The organism is Streptomyces sp. BHT-5-2 (assembly GCF_019774615.1).
Taxonomy (GTDB): domain Bacteria; phylum Actinomycetota; class Actinomycetes; order Streptomycetales; family Streptomycetaceae; genus Streptomyces.
On the sequence record NZ_CP081496.1, the window covers coordinates 2,919,000 to 2,937,481 of the forward strand.

General features: G+C 72.3%; 14 protein-coding genes and 1 pseudogene. 4 read left to right on the forward strand and 11 right to left on the reverse strand.

Going from position 1 to position 18,482, the window contains the following annotated elements:
• The first annotated feature begins 329 nt into the window (after nucleotides 1–329).
• From K2224_RS13030 to K2224_RS13040, 3 genes are all read left to right on the forward strand, one after another.
• On the forward strand, nucleotides 330–944 hold the full coding sequence (locus K2224_RS13030; RefSeq protein WP_221906719.1) for a DUF6230 family protein: 615 nt from the start codon (nucleotides 330–332) through the stop codon (nucleotides 942–944).
• Between the two features lie 232 nt (nucleotides 945–1,176).
• Nucleotides 1,177–1,737 carry a DUF6114 domain-containing protein gene (locus K2224_RS13035; protein ID WP_221906720.1) on the forward strand — a complete coding sequence of 187 codons (561 nt, stop codon included), beginning with the start codon at nucleotides 1,177–1,179 and terminating at the stop codon, nucleotides 1,735–1,737.
• Entirely contained in the window at nucleotides 1,727–3,079 is a 1,353-nt protein-coding gene (locus tag K2224_RS13040) for a hypothetical protein (protein WP_260692571.1), read from the forward strand. Before K2224_RS13035 ends, K2224_RS13040 begins: the two co-directional genes overlap by 11 nt.
• 96 nt (nucleotides 3,080–3,175) lie before the next feature.
• Here K2224_RS13040 and pyk read toward each other — a convergent pair whose 3' ends face one another.
• The 3 genes from pyk to pta all read right to left on the reverse strand — a co-directional run bounded on the left by pyk (nucleotide 3,176) and on the right by pta (nucleotide 8,064).
• Nucleotides 3,176–4,603, reverse strand: a complete 1,428-nt coding sequence (gene pyk / locus K2224_RS13045; protein ID WP_221906721.1) for a pyruvate kinase — start codon at nucleotides 4,601–4,603, stop codon at nucleotides 3,176–3,178.
• A 128-nt stretch (nucleotides 4,604–4,731) separates the two neighbouring features.
• Nucleotides 4,732–5,943 carry an acetate kinase gene (locus K2224_RS13050; protein WP_221906722.1) on the reverse strand — a complete coding sequence of 404 codons (1,212 nt, stop codon included), beginning with the start codon at nucleotides 5,941–5,943 and terminating at the stop codon, nucleotides 4,732–4,734.
• 27 nt (nucleotides 5,944–5,970) lie between these two features.
• A complete protein-coding gene (gene pta / locus K2224_RS13055) occupies nucleotides 5,971–8,064 on the reverse strand; it encodes a phosphate acetyltransferase (RefSeq protein ID WP_221906723.1) in 2,094 nt (697 codons plus the stop codon).
• A gap of 277 nt (nucleotides 8,065–8,341) precedes the next feature.
• Here pta and K2224_RS13060 point away from each other — a divergent pair, with 277 nt between their 5' ends.
• A complete protein-coding gene (locus tag K2224_RS13060) occupies nucleotides 8,342–9,367 on the forward strand; it encodes an ATP-dependent 6-phosphofructokinase (protein WP_221906724.1) in 1,026 nt (341 codons plus the stop codon).
• A gap of 98 nt (nucleotides 9,368–9,465) precedes the next feature.
• Here K2224_RS13060 and K2224_RS13065 read toward each other — a convergent pair whose 3' ends face one another.
• The 8 genes and pseudogenes from K2224_RS13065 to K2224_RS13100 all read right to left on the reverse strand — a co-directional run bounded on the left by K2224_RS13065 (nucleotide 9,466) and on the right by K2224_RS13100 (nucleotide 18,443).
• Entirely contained in the window at nucleotides 9,466–10,446 is a 981-nt protein-coding gene (locus tag K2224_RS13065) for a carbohydrate-binding protein (RefSeq protein ID WP_221906725.1), read from the reverse strand.
• Nucleotides 10,447–10,658: 212 nt separating this feature from the next.
• Nucleotides 10,659–13,223, reverse strand: a complete 2,565-nt coding sequence (locus K2224_RS13070) for an ABC transporter permease (protein WP_221906726.1) — start codon at nucleotides 13,221–13,223, stop codon at nucleotides 10,659–10,661.
• A 61-nt stretch (nucleotides 13,224–13,284) separates the two neighbouring features.
• Nucleotides 13,285–14,073, reverse strand: a complete 789-nt coding sequence (locus K2224_RS13075) for an ABC transporter ATP-binding protein (RefSeq protein WP_369358809.1) — start codon at nucleotides 14,071–14,073, stop codon at nucleotides 13,285–13,287.
• Between the two features lie 209 nt (nucleotides 14,074–14,282).
• Nucleotides 14,283–14,993, reverse strand: coding sequence for a helix-turn-helix transcriptional regulator (locus K2224_RS13080; protein ID WP_221906728.1), 711 nt, complete (start codon nucleotides 14,991–14,993; stop codon nucleotides 14,283–14,285).
• 160 nt (nucleotides 14,994–15,153) lie between these two features.
• Nucleotides 15,154–15,669: pseudogene (locus K2224_RS13085) on the reverse strand (ABC transporter permease subunit); the annotation flags it as partial.
• Nucleotides 15,645–15,986: an extracellular solute-binding protein gene (locus K2224_RS13090; protein ID WP_221906729.1), complete on the reverse strand. Its 342-nt coding sequence runs from the start codon at nucleotides 15,984–15,986 to the stop codon at nucleotides 15,645–15,647. The pseudogene K2224_RS13085 and the gene K2224_RS13090, both read right to left, overlap by 25 nt.
• Before the next feature lie 106 nt (nucleotides 15,987–16,092).
• Nucleotides 16,093–16,776, reverse strand: a complete 684-nt coding sequence (locus K2224_RS13095) for a response regulator (RefSeq protein WP_221906730.1) — start codon at nucleotides 16,774–16,776, stop codon at nucleotides 16,093–16,095.
• Nucleotides 16,773–18,443, reverse strand: a complete 1,671-nt coding sequence (locus tag K2224_RS13100; protein WP_221906731.1) for an ATP-binding protein — start codon at nucleotides 18,441–18,443, stop codon at nucleotides 16,773–16,775. The genes K2224_RS13095 and K2224_RS13100 overlap by 4 nt, the downstream gene beginning before the upstream one ends.
• Nucleotides 18,444–18,482: the final 39 nt, after the last annotated feature.

Below are 18,482 nucleotides of genomic sequence, written 5' to 3' on the forward strand. Positions count from 1 at the left end.
GACGATCGGCCACGCTCGGTCCATTCCCGCAGCCCGGCATCCGGTCGGCGCCGCGGGGTACTTGGGTCCCCACCGGGTGGGTCGGCGGCAGTGGCGCCGGCCGTGGACAGGGGGGTCCCTGCCTTCCGCAGGGCCTGTCCGGTGAGGTTGCGCGAGAGCGTGGCCAGTGGTTGTCGCTCGGGGGTGATCGCCGGTATTCGGAAACACACTGTGCCTCCGAGACGGGCGCTCTCCTTCCCGAGGACGTAGCACTTCTCCCATCCCGGGTACGGCCGGTCCCAACCGGGGCGGCGGGTACCGGAGATGTACGTCCGAGAAGGAGGAAAGTCATGGAGTCCCTGACTCGTGGCGGGACCAGATGGAAGCGGTTCGCCGTCGTCATGGTGCCGAGCGTCGCGGCCACCGCCGCGATCGGCGTCGCCCTCTCGCAGGGTGCCCTGGCGGCGTCGTTCAGCGTGTCCGGCCAGCAGTTCAAGGTGAGCACGGACCGGCTGGACGGCGAGGGTTTCGTCCAGTACGGCGCGGTCGACGCCCAGAAGAACGGCAAGAACGTGCCGGTCGCGGTCTCGGCGTTCTCCAGCGCCAAGATCCACAACCTGTGCCAGTCCGTCGTCGTCCCGGTCCCGGTCTTCGGCGATGTGTCGATGAAGCTCCGGGCGGGCACCGGTGATCCGGTCGAGGCCAAGAACCTCTACATCGACCTGGACCAGCTGAACGCGGACGCGACCTTCAACAACATCAACATCGGTGTTGCGGCGGGTTCCTCGTCCAAGGGTCCCGGCATCAAGAAGGGCGACAAGGCCGACCCCGGCTCGTTCGCCCAGGAGGCCGACACGGCCACGCTGACCCACGTCCAGCAGCGCGCCTGGGCCACCACGGCCGGCACCTTCAAGCTCAGCGGCCTGAAGATGAGCGTCACCAAGGGCAAGAGCGAGTGCTACTGACGCGCTGAGCGTGCGGGCGCGGGTCGGCAGCCGCACGGCGCGAGCCGTTCCCCGTGTCCGCACGCCGGGCAGCGCCGAAGTGCTCTCGGAACCACCGAAATGCCAGTCCCGAGGAGCCGGACGACATGAGTGACTGGAGCAGGGGGGTCTCCCGGGCCGGAGGCCGGGGGAGAGCAGACGACAGGTACGTGCGGTGCGGATGCGGGTCCGCCGACCGTAGGGAGGCCGGCGCATGAGCGCGGAGCAGCAACCACAGCCGACCGGGTCCTTCGGGCGGAAGCGGCAGGCGTTCCGGGAGTGGCGCGGAGCGCGCCCGTTCTGGGGCGGTCTGCTGACTCTTCTGGCCGGCGTCCCGATCATGTACATCCCCTACGCGAACCTCACCATCGGGTCGCTCACCGTCCGCATGGCCACCACGGCCGGCGCCGGCTCGCTGATCATCGGCGTGCTGCTGGTCGTGCTCGGCCTGACCATGTGGTTCCAGCCGGTGTCACGGGTCTTCGCGGGTGTCGCGGCGATCCTGCTCGCCCTGGTCTCCCTGGTCGTCTCGAACTTCGGCGCGTTCCTGATCGGCTTCCTGCTGGGGCTGATCGGCGGCGCGCTGGGCGTCTCCTGGGCGCCGGGCCGGCCCGCGCAGAGCGCGGACGGGCCCGGTGAGCCGGACCGTGTCGTCGGACCCGTGGTCGCCACGGGCCCCGCGCCGGCCGGCGGTCCCGGGTTGGGCAACGGACTGGACGGCCTGTCAGGAACGAGCCCGACCAACGGAACGAACGGGAGGCACCGTGCCGGGTGACGAACTGGAGGTGGGGGCACCCCCGCCCGAGGCTGGGGGAGCGGCCGCGGCCTCCGGGGCGGCGGGGGGCACCCCGCGGCGTACGGGGAGCGGGGCCCGGCACGCGGCGCCCCGGAAACCGCTGCTGACCCGCCTGCACGTGCCCGCGGGCAAGGCGATCGCCATCGCGGCGATGCCGTCCGCCGTCCTCATGGGCATGGGGCTGACGCCCCAGATGGCGATCGCCAAGCCGGCGCCGCCCGAGAGCCCCTTCCGGGGCGGCCCCTGCGTCACCGCGCCGGACACCTCCGGCCAGGACGCCAAGGCCAAGGACGGCGCCAAGGACTCGAAGGACGCGAAGGACGCGAAGGGCGGCAAGGACGCCAAGAGCGGCAAGGACTCCGGCAAGGACGCCGCGGGCGGCACGCCGTCGGCCTCGCCCTCGCCCTCCCCGTCGCCCTCGGCCACCAAGGACGCCGCGGGCGGCTCGCCGTCCCCGTCCGCCTCCGCGACCCCCTCGCCCTCCGCCTCGCCGGAGAAGAAGGACGACGGCGGGCTGCTGGGCGGCATCGGCGACGCGCTCGGCGGTCTCTTCGGCATCCACAAGCAGAGCGACGCGCCGTCGGCCTCGCCGAGTCCCTCGCCCTCCGCGTCCGCCACCAAGTCGCCGTCGCCGAGCCCGTCGGCGTCGACGTCGGCCGCCGCCAAGAGCCCGTCGTCCCAGGACTCCGGGCCCGGTCTGGACGAGGTCACCAAGCCGGTCGGCGACGCGCTGAAGGACCCCTCGAAGGCGGTCAACGACACCGTGCACGGCGCCGTCGGCACGGTCGACAACGCACTGCCCGGCGGCGGGCTCGACGGCAAGGACGCCAGCGGCAAGCCCGGGTACCCCTGCGTCGTCGAGAACAAGCAGCAGGGCAAGAACGAGCAGACCCCCGCCACCCTGCCGGACCTGCCCTGGCACCTGGAGTCCAGCGGGCTGACCCTGCGCGGCCTGGACTACGTCGGCGTCGTCAACGTCACCACGCAGAGCGGCCACACCAAGCAGGCCCTGAAGTTCACCGCCGACAGCATCGACATCGCCGACCTGCACCAGATCGTCGACGACCCGGCGACCGGCAAGCACTACCACGTGCGGTCCACCCCGGGCTCCACGTCCACCATCCGCGGCGGCAAGGTGACGCTCTACACCGAGCGGTTGCAGGGCAACCTCTTCGGGCTGATCCCGATCGTCTTCGACCCCGAGCACCCGCCGCCGCTCAACGTCCCCTACGCCTACTTCAGCAAGGTGAAGCTGGACCAGGCGGGCCAGTTCGGCGGCAACCTCCACGTCCCGGGCATGCGGCTGTCCATCGAGGACTGACCGGCCCGGCAGCTCTTCCGGGAGCCGCGGAAACGGCGGTGGGCCGCCCCCGACCAGGGGGGCGGCCCACCGCCGTTCGTGCGTGGGGACGGCGCGTCAGGCGCGTCCGCCGCCGAGGTGGTGCACCCGGACCATGTTGGTGGTGCCGGGGACGCCGGGGGGCGAACCGGCGGTGATGATCATGGTGTCGCCCTCGCTGTAGCGCTTGAGCTTGAGCAGCTCGGCGTCGACCAGGTCGACCATCGCGTCGGTGTTGTCCACGTGCGGGACGACGAAGGAGTCCACGCCCCAGCTCAGGGTGAGCTGGTTGCGGGTGGCGAGGTCGGTGGTGAAGGCCAGGATCGGCTGGGTGGCCCGATAGCGCGAGAGCCGGCGGGCGGTGTCACCGGACTTGGTGAACGCCACCAGTGCCTTGCCGTCGAGGAAGTCCGCCATCTCGCAGGCCGCGCGGGCCACCGCACCGCCCTGGGTGCGCGGCTTCTTGCCGGGCACCAGCGGCTGCAGGCCCTTGGACAGCAGCTCCTCCTCGGCCGCCTCGACGATCTTCGACATGGTCTTGACGGTCTCGATCGGGTACTGGCCGACCGAGGACTCCGCGGAGAGCATCACCGCGTCGGCGCCGTCGAGGATCGCGTTGGCGACGTCGGACGCCTCGGCGCGGGTCGGCCGGGAGTTGGTGATCATCGACTCCATCATCTGGGTCGCCACGATCACCGGCTTGGCGTTCCGCCGGCACATCTCCACCAGGCGCTTCTGCACCATCGGGACCTTCTCCAGCGGGTACTCCACCGCCAGGTCGCCACGCGCCACCATCACCGCGTCGAAGGCCATCACGACCTCCTGCATGTTGGCCACCGCCTGCGGCTTCTCCACCTTGGCGACGACCGGGACCCGGCGGCCCACCTCGTCCATGACGCGGTGCACGTCCTGGACGTCCTTGGCGTCCCGCACGAAGGACAGCGCGACCATGTCGCAGCCCATGTGCAGCGCGAACTTCAGGTCCTCGATGTCCTTCTCGGACAGCGCCGGGACGTTGACCGCCGCGCCGGGGAGGTTGATGCCCTTGTGGTCGGAGATGACCCCGCCCTCGATGACGATGGTGCGCACCCGGGGGCCGTCGACCTCGACGACCTGGAGGGCGACGTTGCCGTCGTTGATCAGGACCGGGTCGCCCTTGGAGACGTCGCCGGGCAGGCCCTTGTAGGTGGTGCCGCAGATGTGCTTGTCACCGGGGACGTCCTCGGTGGTGATGACGAACTCGTCACCGCGCACCAGCTCCACCGGGCCCTCGGCGAAGGTCTCCAGGCGGATCTTGGGGCCCTGGAGGTCGGCCAGCACGCCGACGGCGCGGCCGGTCTCCTCGGCGGCCTTGCGGAGGCGGTGGTACCGCTCCTCGTGCTCCGAGTGGGTCCCGTGGCTCATGTTGAAACGGGCCACGTTCATACCGGCCTCGATCAGCGTCTTCAGCTGCTCGTAGGAGTCGACGGCGGGGCCCAGGGTGCAGACGATTTTGGAACGGCGCATGTCTCGATCCTATCGGTTTGTTTCGGAGCGGAATATTTCGCTCTGCTTCACAGGCCCTTTAGCCGGACGGGAGGCGATGGGGCGGAGCACCCGGGCCCCGGCGCGGGGCCCGGGTGCGGGCCCGGCGACTAGGCGGTGACCAGGGCGTATGTCTGCCGGGCGATCTCCAGTTCCTCGTCGGTGGGCACCACGGCGACCGCGACCCGGGCGTAGTCGGGCGAGATCAGCCGCGGCTCGTCGGACCGCACGGCGTTGAGCGAGGCGTCCACCGCCATGCCCAGCTCCTCCAGACCGGCGACGGCGGCGGCCCGGACCGGGGCGGCGTTCTCGCCGACGCCCGCGGTGAAGGCCACCGCGTCGACCTTGCCGAGCACCGCGGTGTAGGCGCCGATGTACTTCTTCAGCCGGTGGATGTAGATGTCGAAGGCGAGCGCGGCCTGCTGGTCGCCCTCGTCGATCCGGCGGCGGATCTCCCGCATGTCGTTGTCGCCGCACAGCCCGACCAGGCCGCTCTTCTTGTTGAGCAGTTCGTCGATCTCGTCGGTGGACATGCCGGCCACCCGCTTGAGGTGGAAGGTGACCGCCGGGTCGATGTCGCCGGAGCGGGTGCCCATGACCAGGCCCTCCAGCGGGGTCAGGCCCATGGAGGTGTCCACGCAGCGGCCGCCCCGGACGGCGGACGCGGAGGCGCCGTTGCCCAGGTGCAGCACGATCACGTTGACGTCCTCGGGCGCCTTGCCGAGGAGTTCGGCGGTGCGGCGGGAGACATAGGCGTGCGAGGTGCCGTGGAAGCCGTAGCGGCGGATGCGGTGCGCGTCGGCGGTGGCCACGTCGAGGGCGTAGCGGGCCGCGGCCTCCGGCATCGTGGTGTGGAAGGCGGTGTCGAAGACCGCGACCTGCGGGAGGTCGGGGCGCAGCGCCCGGGCGGTGCGGATGCCGGTGATGTTGGCCGGGTTGTGCAGCGGGGCGACCGGCACCAGCCGCTCGATCTCCTTGAGCACCGCGTCGTCGATCACGGTCGGCGCGGTGAACCTCAGCCCGCCGTGCACCACCCGGTGCCCGATCGCGGCCAGCTCCGGGGAGTCCAGGCCGAGGCCGTCGGCGGCCAGTTCGTCGGCGACCGCCTTCAGCGCGGCCTGGTGGTCGGCTATCGGGCCGGTGGTCTCGCGGGTGGCGCCGCCGGAGGCCGGCGGGGTGTGGGCCAGGCGCGAGGTCGCCTCTCCGATCCGCTCGACCAGGCCGGTGGCGAGCCGCGAACCGGTGGCCATGTCGAGCAGCTGGTACTTCACCGACGACGAGCCGGAGTTGAGGACGAGGACGCGGGTGGCGTTGGCAGTCATGAAGGGGCTTTCCGGTGGGGGAGGAGGTCAGGCGGTGTGGCCGGCGCCGGGCCGGGCGCCCTGGGCCTGGATCGCGGTGATCGCGACGGTGTTGACGATGTCCTGGACGAGGGCGCCGCGCGAGAGGTCGTTGACCGGCTTGCGCAGACCCTGAAGGACCGGACCGACGGCCACCGCGCCGGCGGAGCGCTGGACGGCCTTGTAGGTGTTGTTGCCGGTGTTGAGGTCCGGGAAGATCAGCACGGTGGCCCGGCCGGCCACCTCGGAGTCCGGCAGCTTGGTCCGGGCGACCGCCGCGTCCACCGCCGCGTCGTACTGGATCGGGCCCTCGACCAGCAGGTCCGGGCGCCGCTCGCGGACGAGTTCGGTGGCCTTGCGGACCTTGTCGACGTCGGCGCCGGAGCCGGAGGTGCCGGTGGAGTACGACAGCATCGCGATCCGCGGCTCGACGCCGAACTGCGCGGCGGTGGTGGCGGACTGGATGGCGATGTCGGCCAGCTGCTCGGCGTTCGGGTCCGGGTTGACCGCGCAGTCGCCGTAGACCAGGACGCGGTCGGCCAGGCACATGAAGAACACCGACGAGACGATCTGCGCGCCCGGCTTGGTCTTAATGATCTCGAAGGCCGGCCGGATGGTGGCGGCGGTGGAGTGCACCGCGCCGGAGACCATGCCGTCGGCCAGGCCCTCCTGGACCATCAGCGTGCCGAAGTAGGAGACGTCCGCGACCATGTCGTAGGCCAGCTCGTAGCTGACGCCCTTGTGGGAGCGGAGGGTGGCGTACAGCTCGGCGAACCGCTCGCGCAGCGGCGAGGACTGCGGGTCGATGATCTGGGCGTCGGCCAGGTCGATGGCCAGGTCGGCGGCGCGCTTGCGGATCGCCTCCTCCTCGCCCAGCAGCGTCAGGTCGCAGACGTCGCGGCGCAGCAGCACGTCGGCGGCGCGCAGCACCCGCTCCTCGGAGCCCTCGGGGAGGACGACCCGGCGGCGGCCGGCGCGGGACCGCTCGATCAGCTCGTGCTCGAACATCATCGGCGTGACCCGGCCGGAGCGGGCGACGGAGATCCGGTCGGTCAGCTCGGCGGTGTCCACGTGCCGCTCGAAGAGGCCGAGCGCGGTCTCCGCCTTGCGCGGCGAGGCGGCGTTCAGCTTGCCCTCGATGGCGAACAGTTCGGCGGCGGTCGGGAAGGAGCCGCCCGGGACCGAGACCACCGGGGTGCCCGGCGCCAGGCGGGCGGCCAGCGCCATGATGTCGGGGCCGGGGCGCTCGTCGAGGGTGAGCACCACACCGGCGATCGGCGGGGCACCGGCGCTGTGTGCGGCCAGTGAGCCGATGACGAGGTCGGCGCGGTCCCCGGGGGTGATCACCATGCAGCCGGGGGTGAGCGCCTTGAGGAAGGTGGGCAGCATCGCACCGCCGAAGACGAAGTCCCGGGCGTCCCGGGCGAGCCCGGAGTCGTCGCCGAGCAGCACCTCGGCGCCGAGCGCCTGCACGATCTGGCCGACGGTCGGCGCGGAGAGCGAGCCGTCCTCGGGGAGCGCGTAGCAGGGCACCGGCAGACGGGCGGCGAGCCGCTCGACGACGGCGGTGCGCTGCTCGGGCGCGACGCGGTTGACGACCAGCGCGACGACGTCGCAGCCCAGCGAGTCGTAGGCGCGGTGGGCGTTGCGGGCCTCGGCGCGGACCGCCTCGGCCTCCTGCCCCTGGCCGCCGACGACGGGTATCACCGCGGCGCCGAACTCGTTGGCCAGCCGGGCGTTGAGCGCCAGCTCGTCCGGCAGGCTGGTGTCGGCGTAGTCCGAGCCGAGGACCAGGACGTACTCGTAGTCGCGGGCCACCGCGTGGAAGCGGTCGACGAGCCGGGAGACCAGCTCGTCGGTGCCGCGCTCGGCCTGGAGGGCGGCGGCCTCCGTGTAGCTGATGCCGTAGACGGTCTCGGCGGGCTGGGTGAGGCGGTAGCGGGCCCGCAGCAGATCGAACAGGCGATCGGGTCCGTCGTGGACCAGGGGGCGGAACACCCCCACCCGGTCGACGTGGCGGGTCAGGAGTTCCATCACTCCCAGCTCGACGACCTGGCGGCCGTCGCCGCGGTCGATACCGGTCACGTACACGCTGCGCGTCACGCGTGGTCTCCGTCCATCTCGATGGCCGCGAGGCTCCGAGCTCGCGGTTTTCCCTGCTCATAAGGCCAAAATCAGCCGTTATTGTGGCCTTGACCCTCTTGACAATACCTGCGCGGATGGATAAGCCGCTCTCCCAGTTTCCCTGGGGGAGCGGGTACGGGGAGAGTGGGGGTGGTCCCGGCGTGCGGCCGGGGCGGGCCGAGGTGGGACCGGGGAACACATGAAACAATCGGACCGGCTCACACGAACCGACAGCGAGCACAGGAGACACAGCACGATGCGTATCGGAGTCCTCACCGCGGGCGGCGACTGCCCGGGCCTGAATGCTGTGATCCGGTCCGTCGTCCACCGCGCCCTCACCGGCCACGGCGACGAGGTCATCGGCTTCGAGGACGGTTTCAAGGGCCTGCTCGACGGCCGCTTCCGCAAGCTCGACCTGGACGCGGTCAGCGGCATCCTCGCCCGCGGCGGCACCATCCTCGGCTCCGCCCGCCTGGAGCGCGCCCGGCTGCGCGAGGCGTGCGAGAGCGCCAAGGACTTCTCCCGCGAGTACGGGATAGACGTCCTGATCCCGATCGGCGGCGAGGGCACCCTCACCGCCGCGCGGATGCTCGCCGACGCCGGCATGCCCGTCGTCGGCGTCCCCAAGACCATCGACAACGACATCTCCTCCACGGACCGCACCTTCGGCTTCGACACCGCCGTCGGCGTGGCCACCGAGGCCATCGACCGCCTCAAGACCACCGCCGAGTCGCACCAGCGGGTCATGGTCGTCGAGGTCATGGGCCGGCACGCCGGCTGGATCGCGCTGGAGTCCGGCATGGCCGGCGGCGCCCACGGCATCTGCCTGCCGGAGCGCGAGTTCGACGTCAACGACCTGGTGAAGATGGTCGAGGAGCGGTTCGCCCGGGGCAAGAAGTTCGCCGTGGTCTGCGTCGCCGAGGGCGCCCACCCGCTCGCCGGCACCATGGACTACAAGAAGGGCGCCATCGACCAGTTCGGCCATGAGCGGTTCTCCGGCATCGGCACCGCGCTCGCCCGCGAACTGGAGCGGCGCCTGGGCAAGGAGGCCCGCCCGGTCATCCTCGGCCACGTCCAGCGCGGCGGCACCCCCACCGCCTACGACCGGGTGCTGGCCACCCGCTTCGGCTGGCACGCCGTGGAGGCCGCGCACCGCGGCGACTTCGGCCAGATGACCGCGCTGCGCGGCACGGACATCGTCATGGCGCCGCTGGCCGAGGCGATCACCGAGCTCAAGCGGGTCCCGGCGAGCCGTATGGACGAGGCCGAGTCGGTGTTCTGACGCCCGGCCGCGCAGGAACAGTCGCCCCCGGTCCGGACAGGGCCGGGGGCGTTCCGTTTCCGGCTTTCCGACGGTGCGTCAACGCGGGGTGCGGCGGCTCACTGGTGCACGGTCCAGTGGTCGTCGGCACTGACCTGGACGAACTTCAGGGGCGGGCACAGGAAGGCGTTCGGGTCGGGGTCGGTCTCGGTCCAGGGCGAGTCGGCGGGGCTCGCGGGCTTCCAGGATCCGCCTGCGCGCAGCTGTACGGCGCTGCTGTCGAAGACGGTGTTCCGTGCCTCGGTGCAGTAGTAGCCCTCGCTGGTGGCCGGGTTGACGCTCGCGTAGATCTCGAACATGTCCCAACCGTGGTCCAGCCCGCTCTGGTCCGTGCCCGACTGCCGGAACAGCAGGTCCCAGGCGGCGGTGCGGTAGTTGTAGAGGTAGGCCGACCAGCGGTTGGCGGTGGCGTCGTCGCGTACCATCTGCACGCTGTACGCGGCCGGTTGGCCCTGGCCCGGGGTGTAGGTCTTCAGGAAGTCGGAGTCGATGGGGACGGTCTTGGCGGGGCCGACGGTCCCGCACCAGTCCCAGGCCCAGATCTCGTTGCCGGTGCTGGTGTACGCGGTCACCACTTCCATGCAGGAGTTCTGGGCCTTGGTGGTGGGCGCGTAGGTGACGTTGTCCGCGTCGGTGACGGTGTAGGACGGATCGACGGTGTGGGTGGCCATGATGCCGTCGTGGGTGCCGGGTTGGGGGAAGACGCCCCACCAGTTGTGGGTGACGTCGGCGGCCCCGGTCGGGCTGGCGGGGAGCCGCGGGTGGTGCGTCCATGCCTGGCCGGAGGTGGCGCGACGCCCTTCGCGGAACGTGCGGGCGGCGCGCTCGCGCCCCGGGGTCCGGGCCGGTGTGCGGGCCTCGGCCACGACGCCGGTGTGGGGAGCGGTGGGGGAGGGCGGTGCGGGGCGGGGTACCGGCGGTTGGGCCGTGGCGGCGGGGGCGGCGAAGGCCAGTGCGGTGACGGCGGCGAGAGCCGAGGCGGCAAGGGCGCAAGCGGTGAGGGCGGACCGGGATCTGGCTAAGGGGCGGGATCTGGTCACGAATTCCTCCGGGCTGTGGGGGGTTGGCTGGCCTGGACCAACTGGGCCTTGGGGAATGTCCATGACAGATGGGTGAGTGTCAAGGGGGGTGGCAGGGGCGACCGGCAGGTGGTGGGGGAGCCTTCCTGGTTTCGTTTCCGGCCGGGTGACGGCCGGACCCCGCCCTCGGCTGAGGGCGGGGTCCGGGTGTGGGGGGATGCGGAGGCGCGGGATCACTGCGCGCTGATGGACTCCAGAGTGTTGAGGCGGGCGGCGCGGCGGGCCGGCCAGGCGGCAGCCAGGACGCCGACCACCAGGGCGATCGCGAAGAAGAGCGCCAACCGGCCCCAGGGCAGGACCATTTCGTACGTCGGGAGGGAGGTGGCGGTTATGCTGCCGCCGGCCCAGGCGAGGAAGACGCCCACGCCGATCCCGAGTACCGCGCCGAACAGGGAGATGACCACCGACTCCAGACGGACCATCTGCTTGACGCCCGAGCGGGCCAGGCCGATGGCGCGGAGCATGCCGATCTCGCGGGTGCGCTCGAAGACCGACATCGCCAGGGTGTTGACCACGCCCAGCACCGCGATGACCACGGCCATGCCGAGCAGCCCGTACATCATGTTCAGCATGGTGTTGATGGCACCGGCGTCCTGGTTGCGCAGGGCGTCGCGGTCCTGGACCTTCAGCAGCGGGCTGTTGCCGAGGGCGTCGCGGATCTCCTTGTCCAGACCGGTGGACTTGCCGTCGGCGGCCTTGACCAGCACCGCGTCGTCCTTGAAGGGCTTCTTGTGCGGGTCGACGAGGGAGGCCGCGCCCAGCGCGTCGCCGACGACCTGGTTGTCCTCGTAGATGCCGGTGACCGTCAGCTGCTGTTTCTTGGCCTTGCCGCTGAAGAACTCGGCCGCGAGGGTGCTGCCGGGCTTCAGACCCAGCTCCTTGGCCTTGGTGCGGGACACCGCGATCCCGTTGCCCCGTACGGCGTCGTAGGAACCGCTGTCGAAGCGGACGTCGGTCACCTTCGGGAGGCGGGTCAGGTCCGTACCGGTGAGGGAGAGGAACCCGGTGCCCGTCGTCGCGACGCCGACCCGCCGCAGCGGCACGACGGCCTCGACGCCCGGCACCCGCGTCGCCTTCCTGGACAGCTGGGGGTCGATGCCGTCGAAGTGGGAGGAGGTGACCTTGTAGTCGGCCTTCAGGTCCTTGGCGACCATCTCGTCCATGGCCCGCTGGACGGAGTGCCCGCCCACCGTCATGCCGGTGATCAGTACCAGACCGATCATCAGGGCCGATGCGGTGGCGGCGGTCCGCCGCGGGTTGCGCAGCGCGTTCTCCTTCGCCAGCTTGCCGGTGACGCCGAAGAGGCGGGTGGTGACCTTGCCGGCCAGCGCCACCAGCGGACGCGACAGCAGCGGGGCAAGGATGATCATGCCGGCCAGGGTGAGGGCCCCGCCGAGCATGGCCACGGGCAGCGCATCGGCGTTCTTCTGGGTGGAGACGTACAGCATGACCGCTACGCCGAGGCCGGTGACCACCGCGCCCAGGGAGTTGCGGAGGACCAGGCCGCGCCGGGCCGGCGGCGCCTCGACGGTGCTCAGCGCCTCGACCGGGGCGATCTTCGCGGCCTTGCGGGACGGCAGCCAGGCGGCCAGTACGGTCACCAGCACCCCGACGCCGAGGGCGGCCAGCACCGCGTCCGGGCTGATGACCAGCGGGCCGTCGGGGAAGCCGGCGCCGGTGGCGTTCAGCAGCGGACGCAGGCCGACCGCGATCCCCAGGCCCAGCGCGAAGCCGACGGCGGAGGAGGCCAGGCCCAGCAGGCCCGCCTCGGCCAGCACCGAGCGCACCACCTGGCGGCGGGAGGCGCCGACCGCGCGCATCAGCGCGATCTCGCGGCTGCGTTGGGCGATGAGCATGGTGAAGGTGTTGGCGATGATGAAGACGCCGACGAACAGCGCGATGCCGGCGAAGGTGAGCAGCATCTTCGTCAGCGAGCGGGTCTGCTCGGTGATCATCCTGGCTTCCTGGGCGGCCAGTTCGGTGCCGCTGGTGGCCTCCGCGCGGTCCTTGGGCAGCAGTCGGCGGACCTGCTCCGTCAGCGCCTGGTTGTCGGTGCCGGGCTGGGCGGCGACCACCAGCTCGTCGTACTGACCGGGGTGCAGGAACAGCTTCTGCGCGGTGGCGGTGTCGAACAGCGCGAGACTGGCGCCCGACTCCACCTGGGGGTCGTCGGTGCCGACGATGCCGACCAGCTTCTTGGTCAGCGCCGGGCCGTCGGTCGCGAAGCGCACGGTGTCGCCGAGTGCGTAGCCGCCGTGCCGCGCGGACTGGGCGTCCAGCGCCATCTCGCCGGCGGAGGCCGGTGCGCGGCCCTCCTTCAGCGGGTAGCGGCCGTCCTTGCCGTCCTTGTCCGCGACGTAGTTGACGCCGCGGTTCCCCCACTCGCGGCCGAGCGGCTGGTTGTCCTTGCCGACCACGATGGTGTCGCCGGACAGGGACGGGCGTACGGACGCCACGCCCGGCAGCGCGCGGATCCGGTCCGCGAGCCGGTCGTCGAGGGCGCTGCCGCGCCGGCCGTCCTCCGGCTCGGGGCCGTCGGCGCCGCGGGCGGACTGCGCGTGTACGGAGACGGCCACGTCCTTGAGGTTCTTGGACATGGCGTTGCGGTACGCCGCGCCGACGGTGTCGCTGAAGATCAGCGTGCCGGAGACGAACGCGGTACCGAGGACGACCGCGAGTGCGGTCATCATCAGGCGGGCCTTGTGCGCGACGATGTTGCGCAGAGCTGTACGAAGCATGGTGGTGTCAGTCCTGGGTGGTGCCAGCCCTGGGGCTGGGGAGGGCTCGGGGCTTGCGGCGTCAGCTCGTACGGCCCTTGGAGTCGAACATGCGCATCCGGTCGAGTACGGCGTCCGCGGTCGGCTCGTGCAGTTCGTCGACGATCCGGCCGTCGGCGAGGAAGACCACCCGGTCCGCGTAGGCGGCGGCGACCGGGTCGTGGGTGACCATCACCACCGTCTGGTCCATCGCCCGCACCGACTCCCGCAGGAAGCCCAGCACTTCGGCGCCGGAGCGGGAGTCGAGGTTGCCGGTCGGCTCGTCGGCGAAGATGATCTCCGGCTGGGCGGCCAGCGCCCGCGCCACCGCGACCCGCTGCTGCTGGCCGCCGGAGAGCTGGGCCGGCCGGTGCTTGAGCCGCCCGGACAGGCCCACGGTCTCCACGACCCGGCCGACCCACTCCCGGTCCGGGCGGCGGCCGGCGATGTCCATCGGCAGCGTGATGTTCTCCAGCGCGGTGAGCGTGGGCAGCAGGTTGAACGCCTGGAAGATGAAGCCGATCTTGTCGCGGCGGAGCCGGGTCAGCTGCTTGTCGTTCAGCGACGCCAGCTCGACGTCGCCGATCCGGGCGGAGCCGGACGATATGGAGTCCAGCCCGGCCATGCAGTGCATCAGGGTGGACTTGCCGGAGCCGGACGGGCCCATGATCGCGGTGAACCGGGCCCGGCCGAACTCCACGTCGACGGAGTCCAGAGCGACCACCCGGGTCTCTCCCTGGCCGTAGACCTTGCTCAGGTCCGTGGCGCGGGCGGCGACGGCCGCGGCGACGCGGGCGGGGACGGCGGGACGGGGGACGGCGGCGTGCGGCACCACAACTCCTGGCGTGGGACGGTCCCGGAACGGGACGGAGGGAACGATGTCCCCATTCTCGATCCGGCGGGCCGCCCGATCGTCGGCCCCAGGAGCCGACATCCGTACCGGCCGGAAGTGCCACACCCGGTGCCGGTGTCATCCTCTGGACGGACGGCCCTCCGCCCGCGGACCGACGGGACATGTCGGGGGCGGGCCCGTACCGCGCGTCAGAGCGCCGCCTCGCCGACCCGCCGCCAGAACTCCGCCAGGACGCCGTCGAGGAAGTCCCGGCCGGCCCGGCCGGACTCGTCCGGGGCGTCCCCGCCGGTCCAGCTGAGCGACGCGGTCATCCGCGCGTGGTACTCCTCGTGCAGCTCCTCCAGGGTCTTCTGCAGCTGCTCCTTGGGCAGCGGCGCGACCTTGCCGACCGGCCGGACGTAGCCCTGCCAGCGGGTGGTCGCGGCACTGGTCAGCAGCTCGACGAGGCGGTCCTCCCGGCCGGTGAAGCGGACCAGCGCGGGCAGCGGCAGCGCCAGCTCCGCGGCGAGCGCCGCCGCCTGCCGGTCGGTGCCCGTCCACCGCCCGCCGTCCTCCAGCCGCTCGTACGCGGCCTGGTCCATGCCGATCCGCAGCGCCAGATCGGCGGGCGCCAGACCGAGCGCCATACGGAATTCGCGGAGGGTTCCGGGGGTTCCGAGGAGTTCCGCCGGGGCGCACCACAGGGCGCCGGCCAGCGCGGCGAGTTCGGCCTCGGTGGGGGTGCTCTCCTCCAATTCCCAGGACGCCACCGCGGCCGGTTCCATTCGAATTCCGTAGGCGGCCCAGATTCCGTAGGCGACATGCGCGTGGGTCATGCCGAGGGCCTCGCGCAGCCGGCGGGCGGCGGCGGCGTCGAAAGGGGGCCTGCGCGCTTCCCCGTCGTGCGTGTTCACCGGCACACGGTAGGTGACGGGATGGTCCGATACCTATCGTACGGATGTCCAAGTTTGCAGGTTGGAGGAAGCTACGGCATTTCCGCCGAGGTCCGGCCGGGTTTCGGCGGTTTCCCGCCGAAACCGCCCCGCGAGGCCACTGGCCAGGCGCTTCCCGCGTCCGCCGTCAGCCCTTCACCGCCCCGCCCAGCGCGAAACCGCCGGCCAGCCGCCGGGAGACCAGGAAGTACAGCAGAAGCACCGGCGTCGAGTACAGGATCGAGAATGCGGCGAGTTCCCCGAACGCGATCGTGCCGTAATTCCCGAAGAAAGTGAAAATGCTGACCGACGCCGGGAGTTGCTCCGGCGAGAGCAGCAACATGAACGGGACGAAGGAATTCCCCCACAACATGACGAAGGCATGGACCGCGACCACCGAAAGGCCCGGACGCGTCAACGGCAGCACGATCCGCAGCAGGCTCTGGAACCAACAGGCCCCGTCGGTCCACGGCGCCTCCTCCAGCGCCACCGGCACCCCGTCCATGAAGTTCTTCGTCAGCCACAGGGCGAACGGCAGCCGGGCGGCGGCCAGGAACAGCGCGGTGAGCAGGAAGGGCCGGGCGAGGCGGGACCGGAAGGGGGACAGCGGATAGGCGGCCGGCGCGGCGCAGCCCACCGTCAGGAGCGTCGCGCCGTCGCAGAGATCAGGAAGGTGTCCTCGTAGACCACGTCGGGCGCGGTCCGCGGGGAGCGCATCATCTGCTGGATCTTGGTGTAGTAGGCGTTCTCCGACGCCTGGACGGGGATCAGCTTGGCCTTCTTCCCCGGGTTCGCCTTCTCGAACTGCCGCGCCACCAGGGCCACATAGTCGTCCCGGACCCGCACCCTGCTGTTGGTGTCCTTGACGAAGGCGAGCTTGACGGTGTCCGGGTCGTCCCCGGAACCGCCGCCGCAGGCGGTGAGCGCGCCGGCGGCCGGCACGGCGGCGGTGAACAGGGCCAGCGGGGTGGTGGAGCGCACGGCACGACCTCCAACGAACCGCGGCCGGCCCGTCACGGAGCCGGCCGGTCACGTCAACTCGCCACGGCCTACCGCTTGCTGGAAGCAGGCCACCGCTCACGCCGGGTCAACGGTCCGACCACCGGTAGCGCAGCTCCGGGCGGCCGACCTGGCCGTACTGCGGGGCGCGGGCGGCCCGGCCGCTCTCCACCAGGTGCTCCAGGTAACGGCGGGCGGTGATCCGGGAGATGCCCACGTCCGCGGCGGTCTGGGCCGCGGTCAGCCCACCGCCGGCGGCGGCCCGCAGCGCGTCGGTCACCGCCTGCAGGGTGGCCGCGGTCAGCCCCTTGGGCAGCGCGGCCGGCCGCGGGGCGCGCAGCGCCGCCAGCGCCCGGTCCACCTCGTCCTGCCCGCTGGCCTCCCCGGAGGTGGCGCGGAACTCGGCGTAGCGCAGCAGCCGGTCCCGCAGGGTGGCGAAGGTGAACGGCTTGAGCACGTACTGGACGACGCCCAGCGAGACGCCCTCGCGGACCATCGCCAGGTCCCGGGCGGAGGTCACCGCGATGATGTCCGCGGCGTGCCCGGCCGCGCGCAGCGTCCGCACCAACTGCAGCCCGTGGCCGTCCGGCAGGAAGAGGTCCAGCAGCAGCAGGTCCACCGGGTGCCGGTCGAGGTGGCGGCGGGCCCCGGCGCCCGAGTGCACGGTGCCGGACACCGCGAAGCCCGGCACCCGCCCCACGTACAGCGCGTGCGCGGCCGCGGCGACCGGGTCGTCCTCGACGACCAGCACCCGGATCGGCTCGCCGGTCACCGCGGGACGCCTTCCGCGGCCCGCAGCGGCAGCCGGACGGTGAACCGGGCGCCGCCCTCCGGCCCCCGGTCCAGCCGGACCGTGCCGCCGTGCCGGCGCACCGCCTGCCCGACCAGGGCCAGGCCCAGTCCGCGGGCACCGGCGGCGGCAGGTTTCCCGATGTCGCGGCCCTTGGTGCTCCAGCCGCGCCGGAAGACCTCCTCGGTGGCGTCCGCGGCGATGCCCGGCCCGTTGTCCACGACGCGCAGCAGCAGTTCGCCGCCGTCCGCCCGGGCGGTGACCCGCACCTGCGGCGGGGCGCCGTGCCCCTGGGGCGGGGCGGCGGCGTCCAGGGCGTTGTCGATGAGATTGCCCAGCACCGTGACCAGGTCGCGGGCCGGCAGGTCCGGCGGGATCACCCCGTCGTCGATCCGGCTGTCCTCGGTCAGCACCAGCTCCACGCCGTGCTCGTTGGCCTGGGCCGCCTTGCCCAGCAGCAGTGCGGCCAGCACCGGTTCGGCGACCGCGCCCACCACCCGGTCGGTCAGCGTCTGCGCCAGCTCCAGCTCGGCGGTGGCGAACGTGACGGCCTCCTCGGCCCGGCCCAGTTCGATCAGCGAGACCACGGTGTGCAGCCGGTTGGCCGCCTCGTGCGCCTGCGAGCGCAGCGCCTCGGCGAAGCCCCGTACGGAGTCCAACTCACCGGAGAGCGCCTGGAGTTCGGTGTGGTCGCGGAGGGTGACGACGCTGCCGAGGCGCCGATCGCCGGAGACCGGGGCGGAGTTGACGACCAGCACCCGCTCGCCGGTCAGATGGAGCGCGTCGACCGTCGGGCCGGGCGCCAGCAGCGCCCCGGTCAGCGGCTCCGGCAGCCCCAGCCCGGCGACCGGCCGGCCGACCGCGTCCCCGGTCAGCCCCAGCAGCTCCCGCCCGCCGTCGTTGATCAGCGCCACCCGGTCCGCCCCGTCGAGCATCAGCAGCCCCTCGCGGACGGCGTGCAGCGCGGCCTCGTGGTAGTCGTACATCCGGGCCAGCTCGGCGGCGTTCATGCCGTGGGTGTGCCGGCGCAGCCGGGTGTTGACCACGTACGTGCCCAGCCCGCCCAGCGCCAGTGCCGCCGCGGCCACCCCGACCAGCGCCAGGACCTGGTCGCGCAGCTGCTGACCGATGGTGGCGATGGTGATCCCGGAGCTGACCAGCGCGGTGATCCGGCCGCCGCGCGCGGGGTCGCGGACCGGCGCGACCACCCGCACCGACGGGCCGAGCACGCCCATATGGGTCTCCGGGAAGATCTCGCCGCGCAGCGCGGGCCCGATGTGGCCGAGGTACTTCCCGCCGATCGCGGACGGCTCCGGGTGCGTCCAGCGCGTCCCGTCCGGCGCCATCACCACGACGAAGTCGACGCCGGCGTCCCGCCGCAGCCGCTCGCTGTACGGCTGGAGCGCGGCGGTCGGGTCCTTCGTGCGGGCCGCGGCCACCACGGCCGGGGAGTCGGCGACGGCGGTGGCCGCCGCGGTCGCCTGCCGCCGCGCGGTCTCCTCCGCCTGCCGCCCGGCGCTCACGTACGCGAAGACCGCGCAGCCCAGGACCACCGCCGCCACCAGGACCACCTGCATGGCGAAGAGCTGCCCGGCCAGGCTGCGGGGGCCGCGCAGCCGCCGTGACGGGCGGGGTCGGGGGAGGCGCATACGGAACAGTCTGCCCGGTCACTTTTACGTGAACGAAAT